Origin of the sequence: Mesorhizobium sp. C399B, assembly GCF_030323185.1 — a bacterium.
Taxonomy (GTDB): Bacteria; Pseudomonadota; Alphaproteobacteria; order Rhizobiales; family Rhizobiaceae; genus Mesorhizobium.
The window spans coordinates 3,392,301-3,406,324 of record NZ_CP100472.1 but is presented as its reverse complement, the minus strand read 5'-3'; the positions used below and the strand labels follow the sequence as shown (position 1 = coordinate 3,406,324).

Annotated in this window: 17 protein-coding genes; 7 read left to right on the top strand and 10 right to left on the bottom strand. The window is 62.9% G+C overall.

The features are described 5' to 3' along the window. Window positions 1-9: 9 nt before the first annotated feature. The 6 genes from NLY36_RS16470 to NLY36_RS16445 form a co-directional block, all read right to left on the bottom strand. Window positions 10-429: a VOC family protein gene (locus tag NLY36_RS16470; protein ID WP_023736956.1), complete on the bottom strand. Its 420-nt coding sequence runs from the start codon at window positions 427-429 to the stop codon at window positions 10-12. Window positions 430-456: 27 nt separating this feature from the next. Beyond that, window positions 457-1,782, bottom strand: coding sequence for a bifunctional folylpolyglutamate synthase/dihydrofolate synthase (locus tag NLY36_RS16465; RefSeq protein ID WP_023672293.1), 1,326 nt, complete (start codon window positions 1,780-1,782; stop codon window positions 457-459). 369 nt (window positions 1,783-2,151) lie between these two features. Then, window positions 2,152-3,078, bottom strand: coding sequence for an acetyl-CoA carboxylase, carboxyltransferase subunit beta (accD, locus tag NLY36_RS16460; RefSeq protein WP_023672292.1), 927 nt, complete (start codon window positions 3,076-3,078; stop codon window positions 2,152-2,154). A 101-nt stretch (window positions 3,079-3,179) separates the two neighbouring features. Then, complete coding sequence (gene trpA, locus NLY36_RS16455) at window positions 3,180-4,019, bottom strand: tryptophan synthase subunit alpha (protein WP_023693067.1); 840 nt, start codon at window positions 4,017-4,019, stop codon at window positions 3,180-3,182. Window positions 4,020-4,021: 2 nt separating this feature from the next. Continuing rightward, window positions 4,022-5,272, bottom strand: coding sequence for a tryptophan synthase subunit beta (gene trpB, locus NLY36_RS16450; RefSeq protein ID WP_023681393.1), 1,251 nt, complete (start codon window positions 5,270-5,272; stop codon window positions 4,022-4,024). Window positions 5,273-5,362: 90 nt separating this feature from the next. Further along, the gene (locus NLY36_RS16445; protein ID WP_286461238.1) at window positions 5,363-6,022 is read right to left on the bottom strand and encodes a phosphoribosylanthranilate isomerase; all 660 of its coding nucleotides are present in this window, start codon (window positions 6,020-6,022) and stop codon (window positions 5,363-5,365) included. A gap of 109 nt (window positions 6,023-6,131) precedes the next feature. Between NLY36_RS16445 and NLY36_RS16440 the strand changes: the two genes are divergently transcribed. After that, entirely contained in the window at window positions 6,132-6,350 is a 219-nt protein-coding gene (locus NLY36_RS16440) for a hypothetical protein (RefSeq protein ID WP_023672288.1), read from the top strand. Window positions 6,351-6,368: 18 nt separating this feature from the next. On the opposite strand, the gene NLY36_RS16435 is transcribed toward NLY36_RS16440, so the two are convergent. From NLY36_RS16435 to NLY36_RS16420, 4 genes are all read right to left on the bottom strand, one after another. After that, the gene (locus NLY36_RS16435) at window positions 6,369-7,127 is read right to left on the bottom strand and encodes a M48 family metallopeptidase (protein WP_023681391.1); all 759 of its coding nucleotides are present in this window, start codon (window positions 7,125-7,127) and stop codon (window positions 6,369-6,371) included. 198 nt (window positions 7,128-7,325) lie between these two features. Continuing rightward, window positions 7,326-7,811 (bottom strand): DUF2852 domain-containing protein, encoded by a 486-nt coding sequence (locus NLY36_RS16430; RefSeq protein ID WP_023672286.1) that lies wholly within the window; start codon window positions 7,809-7,811, stop codon window positions 7,326-7,328. A gap of 117 nt (window positions 7,812-7,928) precedes the next feature. Then, window positions 7,929-9,071, bottom strand: a complete 1,143-nt coding sequence (locus NLY36_RS16425; RefSeq protein WP_023696006.1) for a benzoate/H(+) symporter BenE family transporter — start codon at window positions 9,069-9,071, stop codon at window positions 7,929-7,931. Window positions 9,072-9,077: 6 nt separating this feature from the next. Continuing rightward, window positions 9,078-9,848, bottom strand: coding sequence for an alpha/beta hydrolase (locus NLY36_RS16420; RefSeq protein WP_023696007.1), 771 nt, complete (start codon window positions 9,846-9,848; stop codon window positions 9,078-9,080). A gap of 247 nt (window positions 9,849-10,095) precedes the next feature. Here NLY36_RS16420 and infC point away from each other — a divergent pair, with 247 nt between their 5' ends. The 6 genes from infC (at window position 10,096) to NLY36_RS16390 (ending at window position 14,024) form a co-directional block, all read left to right on the top strand. Next, window positions 10,096-10,632, top strand: a complete 537-nt coding sequence (gene infC, locus NLY36_RS16415; RefSeq protein ID WP_023744911.1) for a translation initiation factor IF-3 — start codon at window positions 10,096-10,098, stop codon at window positions 10,630-10,632. Between the two features lie 132 nt (window positions 10,633-10,764). Further along, complete coding sequence (locus tag NLY36_RS16410; protein WP_023681388.1) at window positions 10,765-11,403, top strand: methyltransferase family protein; 639 nt, start codon at window positions 10,765-10,767, stop codon at window positions 11,401-11,403. Window positions 11,404-11,587: 184 nt separating this feature from the next. Beyond that, window positions 11,588-11,791 carry a 50S ribosomal protein L35 gene (rpmI, locus tag NLY36_RS16405; protein WP_006201248.1) on the top strand — a complete coding sequence of 68 codons (204 nt, stop codon included), beginning with the start codon at window positions 11,588-11,590 and terminating at the stop codon, window positions 11,789-11,791. A 39-nt stretch (window positions 11,792-11,830) separates the two neighbouring features. Next, window positions 11,831-12,232 carry a 50S ribosomal protein L20 gene (gene rplT, locus NLY36_RS16400; protein ID WP_023672281.1) on the top strand — a complete coding sequence of 134 codons (402 nt, stop codon included), beginning with the start codon at window positions 11,831-11,833 and terminating at the stop codon, window positions 12,230-12,232. 251 nt (window positions 12,233-12,483) lie between these two features. Beyond that, a complete protein-coding gene (gene pheS / locus NLY36_RS16395) occupies window positions 12,484-13,581 on the top strand; it encodes a phenylalanine--tRNA ligase subunit alpha (protein WP_023696008.1) in 1,098 nt (365 codons plus the stop codon). Next, window positions 13,578-14,024, top strand: coding sequence for a GFA family protein (locus NLY36_RS16390; RefSeq protein ID WP_023696009.1), 447 nt, complete (start codon window positions 13,578-13,580; stop codon window positions 14,022-14,024). The genes pheS and NLY36_RS16390 overlap by 4 nt, the downstream gene beginning before the upstream one ends.

The window sequence follows — 14,024 nt, the reverse complement described above, 5'->3', positions numbered from 1 at the left end:
CAACACAGCTCACCAGTCGGCGATGCGGTCGCCTCCGGTAAATTGCGCGCTTTTGGCGGTGTATTCGAACAGCTCTATCTTCACGCCGTTGGGATCGCGGATCCAGGCCTGAAAAGTGTCGTCGCAGGCGTGCTTCTTGGCGGTGACGTCGATGCCCTTCGATTTGATATGGGCGATCGCCGCGTCGAGATCTTCGACTTCCAGGCAGAAATGGTTGATCTGGTTCTGCTCGCTGTATGCAGTGCCGTCCTTCTGGAACACCTCGACATGGCTGCGGCCGCCGCAATTGAGGTAGAAGCCGAACACCTTTCCGTCGCGCAGGAAGTTGAACTGCGTGTCGAGGCCGAGCACGTCGCGGTAGAAGGCCCGCGTCGCTTCCAGATCATGCGCGAAGATGCAGACATGGGCGAGTTGCTTCACCTTGATCATCACCGGCTCCCTCGCGAAAGTGTGGATTCAGGTCGGTGGCGTGCCGTTTTCGGCCAGCACCGCACCGGCGAGATACAGCGAACCACCGATCAGGATGCGCGGCGCCGGGCCGTCCCAGGTGTCGCGCAGCAGCATCAGCGCACTGGCGACGGAACTGACCGGTTCGGCGGTGAGGCCGGCTTCGGTCGCCCGCACCGCCAGCTCGTCATTCGGCACGCCGGCATCGCTCATGCTCACCGGCACGGTGTAGACGTGCCGAGCCAGGCCCTTGAAGGCGTGGAAGTAGCCGCTCTGGTCCTTGGTGTTGATCATGCCGGAGATCAGAAACAGCGGCCGCGGGTTCTTTTCCTCCTGCTCGGCCAGCGCCTCGGCAATGACCATGCCGGCGCCCGGATTGTGGCCGCCGTCGAGCCAGATGTCGGCGCCCTTGGGCGCCAGCTCCATCAGCCGGCCCTGTACCAGTTTCTGCATGCGGCCCGGCCATGCGACGCTCGCCATCGCCTTCTCAGTGGCGCGATGACTGATTTCGAAACCGGTGGCCTTGACGGCGGCAATCGCTGCCGCCGCATTGGCGAACTGGTGGCGCCCGGGCAGGCGCGGTGGCGGCAGGTCCATCAGCCCGTCCTCATCCTGATAGACCATGCGGCCGTTTTCCTCGAAGGCGAGAAAATCCTGGCCGTAGACGAAGGTCGGGCAATCCAGCCGCTCGGCGGTTTCGATCAGCACTTGCAGCGCCGTCTCGCTCTCCTGCGCGCCGATGACCACCGGGCAGCCGCGCTTCATGATGCCGGCCTTTTCGGCGGCGATCAGTTCGACCCGGTCGCCGAGATAGGCTTCGTGATCCATCGACACCGGCATGATCACCGACACCGCCGGCCGGGCAACGACATTGGTGGCGTCGAAGCGGCCGCCAAGGCCGACCTCGATGATGGCGGCGGCAGCCGGATGCTCGGAAAACAGGATGAAGGTGACGGCGGTTAGGATTTCGAAGACGGTGATCTTCTGGCCGGCATTGGCCCGGGCGACGCGGGCGATGGCCTCGGCGAAGGTCTCGTCGTCGACCAGCCGGCCGCCGCCCTCGGCCGCCAGCCGGTAGCGCTCGGCCCAGTTCACCAGATGCGGCGAAGTGTGGACATGGACAAGGTGGCCGCCGGCTTCGAGCAGCGCGCGCGAAAAGGCCGCGCACGAGCCCTTACCGTTGGTGCCGGCGATATGGATGACCGGCGGCAGCCGCTCCTGCGGATTGCCGAGGCGTTCGAGCAGCCTTGTGATGCGGTCGAGCGAAAGGTCGAAGCCTTTCGGATGCAGTGCCATCAGGGCTTCGATTTCACGATCTGCGGCAAGCGTTGTCATGGCGACAGGCCCTCAAAAGACTTATGTTGGCGCATCAGGTTTTGTCTGCCATGAAGACGGATAGCCGCGCCTTTCGTCATCCTAGGGCGAAGCAAGGAGCGCAGCGACGCAGCGCAGACCCTAGGATCCATTCCGTGACCTCACCGAAAGTCGCAGCGGCCCAGAAGGCCCTGCCTCTCCGTCCCAGCGTCCCGCCAATACGTCCACTCAAGCGCCTCTACATTTTCACAGTTACTGCAGCCGTGGCGCAGTTCGCAGATCACGGCATGGATCCTAGGGTCTCCGCGACGGAGCTACGCTCCTGCTTCGCCCTAGGATGACGAAGGCGCGCGCCGTGCGCAATTTTGCATGGCGGCGTATTGTGTCGCGTCAGGCTTGCGGGCGGGCTTCCGTCGGGATGACCGACGGCGGCAGGATTTCCGGCTCCAGCGGCTTTTGCTCCTGCGGCAGTTTGAGCAGGATTTTCAACAGCCGTGAAATCGTCTCGCGCAGTTCCAGCCGCGACACCACCATATCGACCATGCCGTGCTCCATCAGATATTCGGAGCGCTGGAAACCGTCCGGCAGTTTCTCCCGGATGGTCTGCTCGATGACGCGCGGGCCGGCAAAGCCGATCAGCGCGCCGGGCTCGGCAATGTGGACGTCTCCCAGCATGGCGTAGGAGGCGGTAACGCCGCCGGTGGTCGGGTTGGTCAAGACGACGATGTATGGCAGGCCGGCTTCCTTCAGCCGGTCGACGCCGATCGTGGTGCGCGGTAACTGCATCAGGGACAGAATGCCTTCCTGCATGCGCGCGCCACCGGAGGCGGCAAACAGGATCAGCGGCCGCTTGCGCTGCAAGGCGACCTCGAAACCGTGCACAATGGCGTCACCCGCGGCCATGCCGAGCGAGCCGCCCATGAAGGCGAAATCCTGCACCGTCACCACAACCGGCAGGCCTTTGACCGTGCCCAGCGCGTTGATGATGGCGTCTTCCAGGCCGGTCTTGGCCTTGGCGTCCTTCAGCCGGTCCGTGTAGCGCTTCTCGTCGCGGAACTTGAGCGGGTCCTGCATGACCTTGGGGTTCTCAAGCTGCTCGTATTTGCCGTCGTCGAGGAAGAATTTCAGCCGTTCCTTGGCCGAAATCTTCATGTGATGGCCCGATGACGGGATGACGAACTGGTTGGATTCCAGGTCCTTGTGAAACACCATCTCGCCGGTCTCGGGATCCTTGATCCAGAGATTCTCGGGCATGTCGGTGCGCCGACCGAGCATCGAATTGATCCTCGGGCGAACGTAATTGGTGATCCAGTTCATCGCTTCGGCTCCTGTCCTGACGAAGAGTTGGCTCGTGCATGTCGCCCAAAAGTGGGAACCGGTTTTGGGATAACGACTTGCACAAGGCCTAAGTAGGGAAACTATTCGGCAGCAGCAAGGCGGGCCGAACGCACGCCCTGAGACAGTCCGCTGACCAGGGTGGCGACGGCCTCGGCCGGGTCGGCGGTCTTCTCGCCCTTCGGTCCCAACACATTGGCGACCGCGTTGACGATCGCGGTGCCGACGACGACGCCATCGGCATTGGCGCCGATAATGCGCGCCTGCTCGGCGGTCTTGACGCCGAAGCCGACGCAGACCGGCAGATTGGTGTGGCCCTTGATGCGCTTGACCGCGGCGGCAACCTTGCCGGTGTCGGCCAAAGCCGAGCCGGTGATGCCGGTCATCGACACGTAATAGACGAAGCCCGACGTATTCTGCAGCACCTTGGGCAGGCGCTTGTCGTCGGTGGTCGGCGTTGCCAAGCGGATGAAGTTGATGCCGGCCTTCAGCGCCGGAATGCAGAGTTCTTCGTCCATCTCCGGTGGCAGGTCGACGACGATCAGCCCGTCAATGCCGCTGGCGATGGCGTCCTTGAGGAAGCGATCGACACCGTAGATGTAGATCGGGTTGTAGTAGCCCATCAGCACGATCGGCGTTTCATTGTCGGTGGCGCGGAAATCAGCCGCCGTCTTCAGCGTCTTGACCAGGGTCTGGCCACCTTTCAGCGCCCGCAGGCCAGCGGCCTGGATCGCCGGTCCATCGGCCATCGGATCGGAAAACGGCATGCCCATTTCAATGATGTCGGCGCCGGCCTTGGGCAGCGCCTTCATGATCGACAAAGCGGTGTCATAGTCGGGGTCGCCGCTCATGAAATAGGTGACGAGCGCCGGGCGGCCCTCGGCTTTCAGTTTTGCCATGCGGCGGTCGATGCGGGTCACCATGATCAGATCTCCATGCCCAGCATCGAGGCCACTGTGTGCACATCCTTGTCGCCGCGTCCCGACAGGTTGACGATGACGATCTGGTCCTTGTCCATATCAGGCACGATCTTCACCGCATGCGCGATGGCGTGGGCGGATTCCAGCGCCGGGATGATGCCTTCGACGCGCGTCGTCAGCTTGAAGGCTTCCAGCGCCTCGTCGTCGAGGATCGGCACATATTCGACGCGGCCGGAATCGCGCAGCCAGGAATGTTCGGGGCCGACGCCGGGATAGTCGAGGCCGGCTGAGATCGAATGGCCGTCGAGGATCTGGCCGTCGGCGTTCTGCAAGAGATAGGTGCGGTTGCCGTGCAGCACGCCGGGCGCGCCGGCATTCATCGAGGCGCAATGCTCGATGCCGTCAAGGCCGCGGCCGCCGGCTTCGATGCCGATGATGCGGACTTCTTTGTCATCCAGGAACGGATGGAACAGGCCGATGGCGTTCGAGCCGCCGCCGACAGCCGCGATGATGGTGTCGGGTAGCCGGCCTTCCTGTTCGAGGATCTGGGCGCGCGCCTCGATGCCGATCACCGACTGGAAGTCGCGCACCAGCTCCGGATAGGGATGCGGGCCGGCGGCAGTGCCGATCAGGTAATAAGTGTCCTCGACATTGGTGACCCAGTCGCGCAACGCTTCGTTCATGGCGTCCTTCAGCGTGCCGTGACCGGCGGTCACCGGCCGCACTTCGGCGCCGAGCAGCTTCATGCGGAAGACGTTGGGGCTTTGGCGGGCGACATCGGTGGCGCCCATATAAACGACGCAGGGAAAGCCGAAGCGCGCCGCGACCGTGGCCGCGGCAACGCCGTGCTGACCAGCGCCCGTCTCGGCGATGATGCGCTTCTTGCCCATGCGCTTGGCCAGCAGGATCTGGCCGAGGCAGTTGTTGATCTTGTGCGAACCGGTGTGGTTCAAATCCTCGCGCTTGAAGTAGACTTTGGCGCCGCCCCCGAGGCCCTTCGCCGAGGAAACCTCACGAAGGTGTTTTGTGAGCCCTTCGGCGAAATACAGCTTTGATGGCCGACCGGCATAATGGGTCGACAGGTCGGTCAGTTCGGCCTTGAAGTCCGGATCGTTCTTGACCTCGTTCCAGTGCCGTTCGAGGTCGAGGATCAGCGGCATCAGCGTCTCGGCCACGAAGCGGCCCCCGAAGATGCCGAACATGCCCTGTTCGTCGGGTCCCGTGCGGAAGGAATTGGGTGTCGCCGGCTTGTTCATCGCCGATCTCCTGGTCTTGGTTCTGAGCATGTCTTATCGGAAAACCGGTTCCCACTTCTCCGGAACATGCTCGGGTTCGAAAGAAGTGCCTCAGGCAGCGCGGTCGTCGCGCGCGGCCCTGACGGCCCGGAAGAACTGCTCGATCAGCGCCGGATCCTTGACGCCCGGGCCGCTTTCCACCCCCGACGAAATGTCTATCGCGGGCGGATTGGCTGATATCAGGGCGTCGCCGATATTGGCGGCGTTGAGCCCACCGGAAAGCATGTAATCGAGCCCGGCGTCAAGGCCGGCCAGGATGCGCCAGTCAAAGGCGACGCCATTGCCGCCCGGAAGTTGCGAGCCCTTTGGTGGCTTGGCATCGAACATGAAGCGATCGGCAACGCCGATGAACGGCTTTAGCCGCTCGAGATCGGCTACCTCACTGACGGAGAACACCTTCATGACAGGCAGGCCGTAGCGAGCTTTCACCTCGGCCACCCGCTCGGGCGTCTCCGTGCCGTGCAACTGCAGCATGTCGGGGCGCATCTTTTCGACGATCTCGTCCAGGAACGCGTCATCGGCATCGACCGTCACGGCGACCGCCCTGGCCTTGCCGATTGCCGCCTCGCGCAGGCGGCCGGCTGCCGCAGGCTCGACATAGCGCGGGCTTTTAGCAAAGAAGATGAAGCCGACATGGCTGGCGCCGCCGGCCAGGGCCGCGGCCATTGCCTCATCGGTCTTCAATCCACAGATCTTGATATCGAGCGCCATGGCGCGGGGCTTGGCACGAAACCGGCCAAGAGTCGAGAAAAAGCATGCTGTTTGCCGGCAACGCCAAAGGCGCTACCTATTGATGGGAGAAGCAAGGCGGAGCAGACGAATGGCCGACCAGAGCATAGCCGAACTCAGGCAGAAGATCGCGCAAGCGCGCGACGTCATCGCCCATCTGATGCAAAAGGCCGCCTTCGACGGGGCGGAAGCGCACCGGGTCCTGGATTATTTCGGCAGCGATGCGTTCGAGCAGAATTTCCTGCCATGGCCGCGCCATGGCGACGAAGGGCTGCGGCCTGAAGAGCTTAATGCGGCCAATGATGATTGAGCGCGCCGCCGGCGAAGGCTAATCGAACACAATCGCCTGCAATGCCCCACCATTCCGCTTCAGCCAGTCCTTGCAGCGGTCGGTGTCGGGGCAGAGCTGCTCGCACAGTTTCCAGAATTTCGGGCCGTGGTTCATCTCCTTGAGATGCGCCACCTCATGCGCGACCAAGTAGTTTATCACCGGCGTCGGCGCCATCATGATGCGCCATGAGAAGGACAAATTGCCGTCGGAAGTGCAGGAGCCCCAGCGGCTCGACGTGTCCTTGAAGCGGATAGCCTTGGCGCGCTTGCCGATGGCCTCGGTATGCTTGACCACCAGCTTCTCGATGTCCTTCTTGGCCTCGCGCCTGAGGAAATCGGCGATGCGGCGCGGCAAATGTATGCGCTCGCCATGGACGATCAGCAGCGGACCGCGCTCGTCGCGCGACACGGTGACGGTGCCGCGTTTCGACGGTTCGTGGACGATGCGATGCGCGACGCCGCGTATCGGGATCTTGATGCCGGGGCGCACTTGCGGCCGTGTCGGTACCTTGGCCAGACGCTGCTCCAGCCAGCCCTGATGGCGGTGAAGGAATTTCTCCACCTCGCCGCGGCGCAGGCCCGGCGGCACGGTGATGCGCAGCCCCTGGCCGCCCGAATCGATGCGCAGCGTCAGCCGCCGTGCGCGGGCGCTCTCGACGATCCTGAGCGGCAGTGTGCGGCCGGCAACGACGTGCTCTCGCTCTTCGACAGGCGAGGGTTTTGGTTTGGTCAGGTTGCGGAAAAAGCCGAAGGACATGGCTGAACGATACGCGATTCGAGGAAAACGACCAGAACAAAAAAGAAACGGCGCCGCTCGCGCGACGCCGTCCATCATGCCAAGGCCTGTCTTAGAGCGCCGCGCGTCTCTGACGCGCAAAGGACGCTGTAGCACTCTAATTCGGCGCATGAACCTTTCCGAAAATCGGTTTCGATTTTCGGGGTCATGCGCGCAGCCTCAGTCGTCAAGCAGGTTCGGGCCCTTGCGCTTGGGCGTCGCGGGCTTGGCCGTTTCGGCCGAGCCTGTCTTCGCAGGCGCTGTCGACTTGTTGCGGTTGGCCATGAAGCGGTCGAACTCGTCCTGGTCCTTGGCGCGGCGCAATTCGCGGGCGTACTCGTCGAACTCGCTCAGCATCTCATCGAGCTTGCGACGCTCTTCGGCGAGGCGTTCGAGTTCCTTCTCGCGCCAGTCGTCGAAAGCGACATTGCCGGTGCGGGCCGAACCGTGGCCCCAGCGCGCGGCCTTGTCGGAACCGCGACGGCAGCCGGCGAAGATGCCGTCGGTGGCCCGGTTGACGTCGCGCTTGAAGCCGTCAAGCCGGTCGCCCCAGATGATGTAGGCGAGCATGGCGAAGCCAAGCGGCCAGAACACCATGAAGCCGATCACCATCAGCGCGATGGTCGCCGGCGTCCAGGCCGGGCGGATCAATGCGGATGTGTTCATTTTCTCCCATTCCTTCGGTTGGAGACAGCCAAGAGCGGCTGCGTGGATTCGAAATGGGATGAGAAAAACGGCGATTCAAGACAACGTCCGCCAAAACCGGACAAGGTCCTGAATTGATTATCGCTTTTTGACCGCTTCGAGGAAAAGCACGACCAGGCCGGCGACCAAGCCCCAGAAGGCGGCGCCAACGCCGAACAAAGTCAGCCCCGACGCGGTGACAACGAAGGTGACAGTAGCCGCCATGCGCTGGTCCTCGTCCTTGAGCGCGATCGCCAGCGCGTTGGCCAGCGACCCCATCAACGCCAGGCCGGCCACCAGCACGATCAGGCTTTGCGGCAGCACTGCGAAGATCGCCACCAGCGAGGCGCCGAAAACCGCGAAGATCAGATAGGCAAGTGCATAGAAGGGTCCGGTCTTCCAGCGCTCGGCCGGGTCGGGATGGACGTCCGGCCCGGTGCAGATCGCCGCAGAGATAGCCGCCAGATTGGTGGTCGAGCCGCCAAACGGCGCCGACAGCAGCGAGAACAGGCCGGTGACGCCGATCAGCGGGCCGGGTTCGGGGTGATAGCCGGCGGCGCGCAAGACGGCGAGACCCGACAGGTTCTGCGACGCCATGGTGACGAGGTAGAGCGGCAGCGCCAGGCCGATGACAGCTGCGGCGCTGAAATGCGGGGCAATCAGCGTCAGCGTCGACAGTTCCGGCGCCGGCAGTCCGCCGACGCGGCCTGTCAGGAATGCGGCGATGCCGCCGCCGATCAGCGCCGCCAGCACCGACAGCGCCGGGTTGAACAGGCGAATGACGAAGAAGGCCGCGATCAGCGGCAGGATCAGCCAGGGATCGACCGGAATGGTCTTGACGGCATTGAGCGCGAAGGTGACGACGATGCCCGCCAGCATGCCGGACGCGACTGACGCCGGTATCCTTGATATCAGCTGGGTCAGCGGCTTGAACAGGCCGGTGGCGATCAACATCAAGCTGGTGACGATGAAGGCGCCGACCGCATCGGCCATGGTAAACCCGCTCGATGCCGCCATCAGCGCCAGGCCCGGTGTCGACCAGGCGGTGATGATGGGCATTTTCGTGCGCCAGGACAGCCACAGGCATTCGATCGCCATCGCCACGCACACTGCCGTCACCCAGCTCGCGGTCTCGGCCTGGGTGGCGCCAACCGCCTTGGCGGCGGCAATGACGACGGCCAGCGTGCCGCCGAAGCCGACGATTGCCGCGACAAAGGCGGATATCGGGATGGAAATGCGCATTCTCGCCTACCCCGCCCGCTGAACCATGTCGCCCACCGCCCTCAGCAGCATGTCGAGATCCTGCGGCCGCGACAGGCGGTGGTCGCCGTCGGGAATGAGCGACAAGATGACGTCGTCGGCTGGCAGCAGCGAGACCAGCTTCAGCGCATGGCTTGCCGGCACATCGGCATCGGCCAGACCCTGCAGGATGTGGACGGGGCAATGGGTATCAATCGGCCCGGTCATCACCCGGTTCACCCTGCCGTCCTCGATCAGCGCGCTTGTGTAGATGTAAGGCTCGGCGGAATAGTCCGAAGGTTCTTCGAAAAAGCCTTTCTCCCGGAGGTCGCGCCTCTGTTCCTCCGTCAGAGCCGGCTCGACCAGCTCGGCGGTGAAATCCGGCGCCGGCGCGAGCAGCACTAGGCCAACCACATTGCTGTCGCCCGCCTTGCGCATTTCCTGCACCATGCGCAGCGCGATCCAGGCGCCGATCGATGAGCCGACCAGGACCTGCCTGCCCTCGGTGAAACGCCGGAAGACGGCGAGGCTCTCGCCAAGCCATTTCGAGATGGTGCCGTCGGCAAAGGCGCCGCCGGATTCGCCATGGCCGGAATAGTCGTGGCGCAGATATGCGCGGCCTTCCCTGGCCGCCCAATCCGACAGCGTCTGCGCCTTCGTGCCCAGCATGTCGGATTTGTAGCCGCCGAGCCAGACGACGCCGGGCGTTGCGCCCGAGGAATGGCGAACCGCGATATCGATGCCGTCGACATCCAGCAGGGTTGGGGTGGTCGCGGTCATGGCTGTGGATCAATCCTGGTTCTGGGGGGCTGATTGTGGGAGCCTGATTTTACTCGCCGGTCTTTTGACACAGGCACAGGCGAGGCGGAAAGTGCTCGCGACATCCTTTGTTTGGTGCAGGCCTGCGATCAGGGTGATTTTCTGTCAGCGCTGTGCTATTGACTCCGCCCGCGCGCTCACCACATTGGCGCGTCCCGAACATTTTTAGATTGAAACCCTGAACGAAACGGCCAAGGAGACCACGACCATTCGCAGACCTTTCAAAGCAGCGGCGCCCACCAAGGATGGCCCGCGCTCAAACCGTGATATCCGGGTTCCCCGGGTCCAACTGATCGACGCCGATGGCCAGAACCGCGGCGATATTTCCATCAACGACGCATTGCTGCTCGCCGAAGAGGCAGGGCTCGATCTGGTCGAGATCTCGCCCAATGCGGTGCCGCCTGTCGTCAAGATCCTCGATCTCGGCAAATTGAAATACGCCAACCAGAAGAAGGCGGCCGAGGCGCGCAAGAACCAGAAGGTCATCGAGATCAAAGAGATCAAGATGCGCCCGAACATCGACAGCCATGACTACGAAACCAAGATGAAGGCCGTGCGGCGCTTCTTCGAGGAAGGCGACAAGGTCAAGCTGACGCTGCGCTTCCGCGGCCGCGAGATGGCGCATATGGAACTCGGCATGCAGCTCCTGAACAAGGTGCGCGAGGAGACGGCTACCATCGCCAAGGTCGAAGCCGAGCCGAAGCTGGAAGGCCGCCAGATGATGATGGTGCTGGCGCCGCGCTAGATCAGTTCGGGCGTTGCGCTCTAAATCCGCCTGAATCCTGTCTCATGGCGTCCCGGCGATCGGCGGGACGCCGATTCTCCTGTCCAGACGCCGCGATCGCCGGCAAAGCTTCTCGACAATCGGATTCCCGACATGGCCAATGAAATCAACCCTGCGCCCATCAAGGAGCTGGGCGGCTACCAGCACATGCGCCGGATGGTGCTTGCGGTGCTGGTGGTGGTGCTGTTTGCGGCACTGCTGTTCGGCCAGTCGACCTTCCCGCCCGATACCCCGGTGCATGAAACGATCGAGATGGTCGGCGTGCTGCTGATCTTCCTTGGCGTCGTCGGCCGCTTGTGGTCGACACTCTATATCGGGGGGCGCAAATCCTCCGAAGTGGTCACCGGCGGACCCTATTCGATCACCCGCAATCCTCTCTACGTGTTCTCGACCGTTGCCGCCGCCGGCGTCGGGGCGCAGATCGGCTCGTTCTCCGGCATCGTCCTGTTTGCGCTTTTGTGCGCCGGCGCCTTCCACATCGTCATCCTGCGCGAGGAACGGTATCTCAAGGAGGTTCTCGGCGCGCCCTACACAGCCTATCTGGCGCGGGTGCCGCGTTTCTTCCCCCAGCTGTCGCTCTACCAGGAAGGCGACACCGGCAGCTTCAAGCCGCGCCTCTTGCTGACCACCTTGCTCGACGGGCTGGTGTTTCTGGTGGCGTTGCCGGTGTTCGAGACCATCGATGGCGCCCAGCAATCGGGCATTCTGCCGGTGCTGTTTAGGCTGCCCTGATCGCGGACAGAGCGTCGCAGCCGCTCGGGTGTTGCGCGCCAGCCCGCTTTGACGTATAGGACCGCCGTTCCAAGAAAACCGCCCGGCAGGGCATGCCGTGGCGGTTTCATTTGCTTTTCGGGCTTTTGGTCCGCCCGAAGCGAACAAGAAGCGCGATTGTGCGCCACCAATACGGAGTAGCAAAATGCCCAAGATGAAGACCAAATCGGCCGCCAAGAAGCGGTTCAAGATCACAGGTACGGGTAAAGTCCTGTCGGCTGCGGCCGGCAAGCGTCACGGCATGATCAAGCGTTCCAACAAGTTCATTCGAAATGCCCGCGGCACGATGGTTCTGGCTGAACCGGATGGCAAGAAGGTCATCAAGAATTTTCTGCCGAACGGCCTCTGAGCATTCGGTTTCAGGAACAGCGTTTAAGGAGATCATGACATGGCACGCGTAAAAAGAGGCGTCACCTCGCACGCCAAGCACAAGAAGGTCCTGAAAGCCGCGAAAGGCTTCTACGGCCGCCGCAAGAACACCATTCGCATCGCCAAGCAGGCGGTCGAAAAGTCGATGCAGTACGCGTATCGCGACCGCAAGAACCGCAAGCGCTCGTTCCGCGCGCTGTGGATCCAGCGCATCAACGCCGCGACGCACGAGCATGGCCTGACCTATGGCCGCTTCATCGACGGCCTCAACAAGTCCGGTATCGAGATCGATCGCAAGATCCTGTCCGACATGGCCATCCATGAACCGCAGGCGTTCGCCGCACTCGTGGCCAAGGCCAAGGTCGCGCTCGAATATCTGAAGAACACCACCCCGAATGCTTTTGAAAGCGCTGTCGCCTAGAGCATGATGCCAAAAAGTTGCTGACTTTTTGGACAACATCATGCTCAGGGAAATTTAGCGAGGAGCGCGATCTTTCCGAAAAGTCTGCAACTTTTCGGGATCGGGCTCCGAGCCCAGCGCTTCCCAGCATTCGCAATTCTGATTGGGGAACCCGCGCTGGCACGGCTGGCGCGGGTTTTTCTTATGGCTGAACTTTCAACTTGAAAGTGACTTTCACCTCAAAGTTGACTCCCAACACAGCGAGTTTGACCGTGAACGACATAGCTACCGGCTTGGATACTCTCGAAAACTCCCTGCTTGCCGACGTCGCGTCGGCCGCCGATGAGGCTGCTATCGAAGCCGTGCGCGTCGCGGCTCTCGGCAAGAAGGGGTCGATCTCGGAATTGCTGAAGACACTGGGCGCGATGAGCGCCGAGGAGCGCCAGGTCAAGGGCCCCGCGATCAACGGCCTGAAGAACCGCGTCACCGAAGCGCTGACGACACGCAAGGCCGAGTTGAAGGATGTTGCTGTCACTGCGCGCCTCGCCGCCGAGACGGTCGACGTGACGCTGCCGGTGCGGCAATCGCCGGCCGAGCGCGGCCGCATCCATCCGATCAGCCAGGTCATCGACGAGATCGCGGCGATCTTCGGCGATCTCGGCTTTGCCATCGCAGAAGGTCCCGATGTCGAGAGCGACTATTACAATTTCACCGCGCTGAATTTCCCCGAAGGGCATCCGGCGCGCGAGATGCACGATACCTTCTTTTTCCAGCCGGACGAGAAGGGCGAGCGCAAGCTGTTGCGCACCCACACCTCGCCGGTCCAGATCCGCACCATGGAGAAGCAGAAGCCGCCGATCCGCATCGTCATTCCCGGCAAGACCTACCGCCAGGATTCCGACGCTACCCACTCGCCGATGTTCCATCAGGTCGAGGGGCTGGTGATCGACAAATCGGCCAATGTCGCCAACATGAAGTGGGTGCTGGAAGAATTCTGCAAGGCTTTCTTCGAGGTGCCGCAGGTCAAGATGCGCTTCCGGCCGTCCTTCTTCCCGTTCACCGAGCCCAGCCTCGAGGTCGACATCCAGTGCGACCGCTCGCGGCCCGGCGAAGTGCGATTCGGCGAAGGCTCCGACTGGATGGAGATCCTCGGCTGCGGCATGGTCCACCCCAATGTGCTGCGCGCCGGCGGGCTCGATCCCGACGAATATCAGGGCTTTGCCTGGGGCATGGGCATCGACCGCATCGCCATGCTGAAATACGGCATGCCGGACCTGCGCGCCTTCTTCGACGCCGATGTCCGCTGGCTGTCGCATTACGGTTTCAGGCCGCTCGACATGCCGACGCTGTTCGGAGGTCTTTCCGCATGACGGCGCCGCACACGGGTGGCTGCCGCTGCGGCGCGGTACGGTTCGAGGCATCAGTCGAACCGCACCATATCAGCTATTGCCATTGCGGCGATTGCCGGCGCGCCAGCGGCGCGCCGGTGTCGGCCTTTGTCGGCTTCCTGACCGAGCAGGTGGCTTTCACCGGCAAGGCGCTGAAGATGTACGAGAACGGGCCGGTGACGCGCTCGTTCTGCGGCATTTGCGGCTCGCCTATCGCCTATGTCGACGAGCGGCTGGAAGACCACATCTATTTCATGCTGGGCGCCATGGACATGCCGGCCTATTTCCGGCCGACGCACCATGCCTATGTGCGCGAGCAGCTGCCCTTCGTGCATATGCCCGACGACTTGCCGCGCCATTTGAAGACAAGCGTGCCCAGACCCGATGGACAAGGTCCGGGCGGGTACAGACAAAACGGAACATAG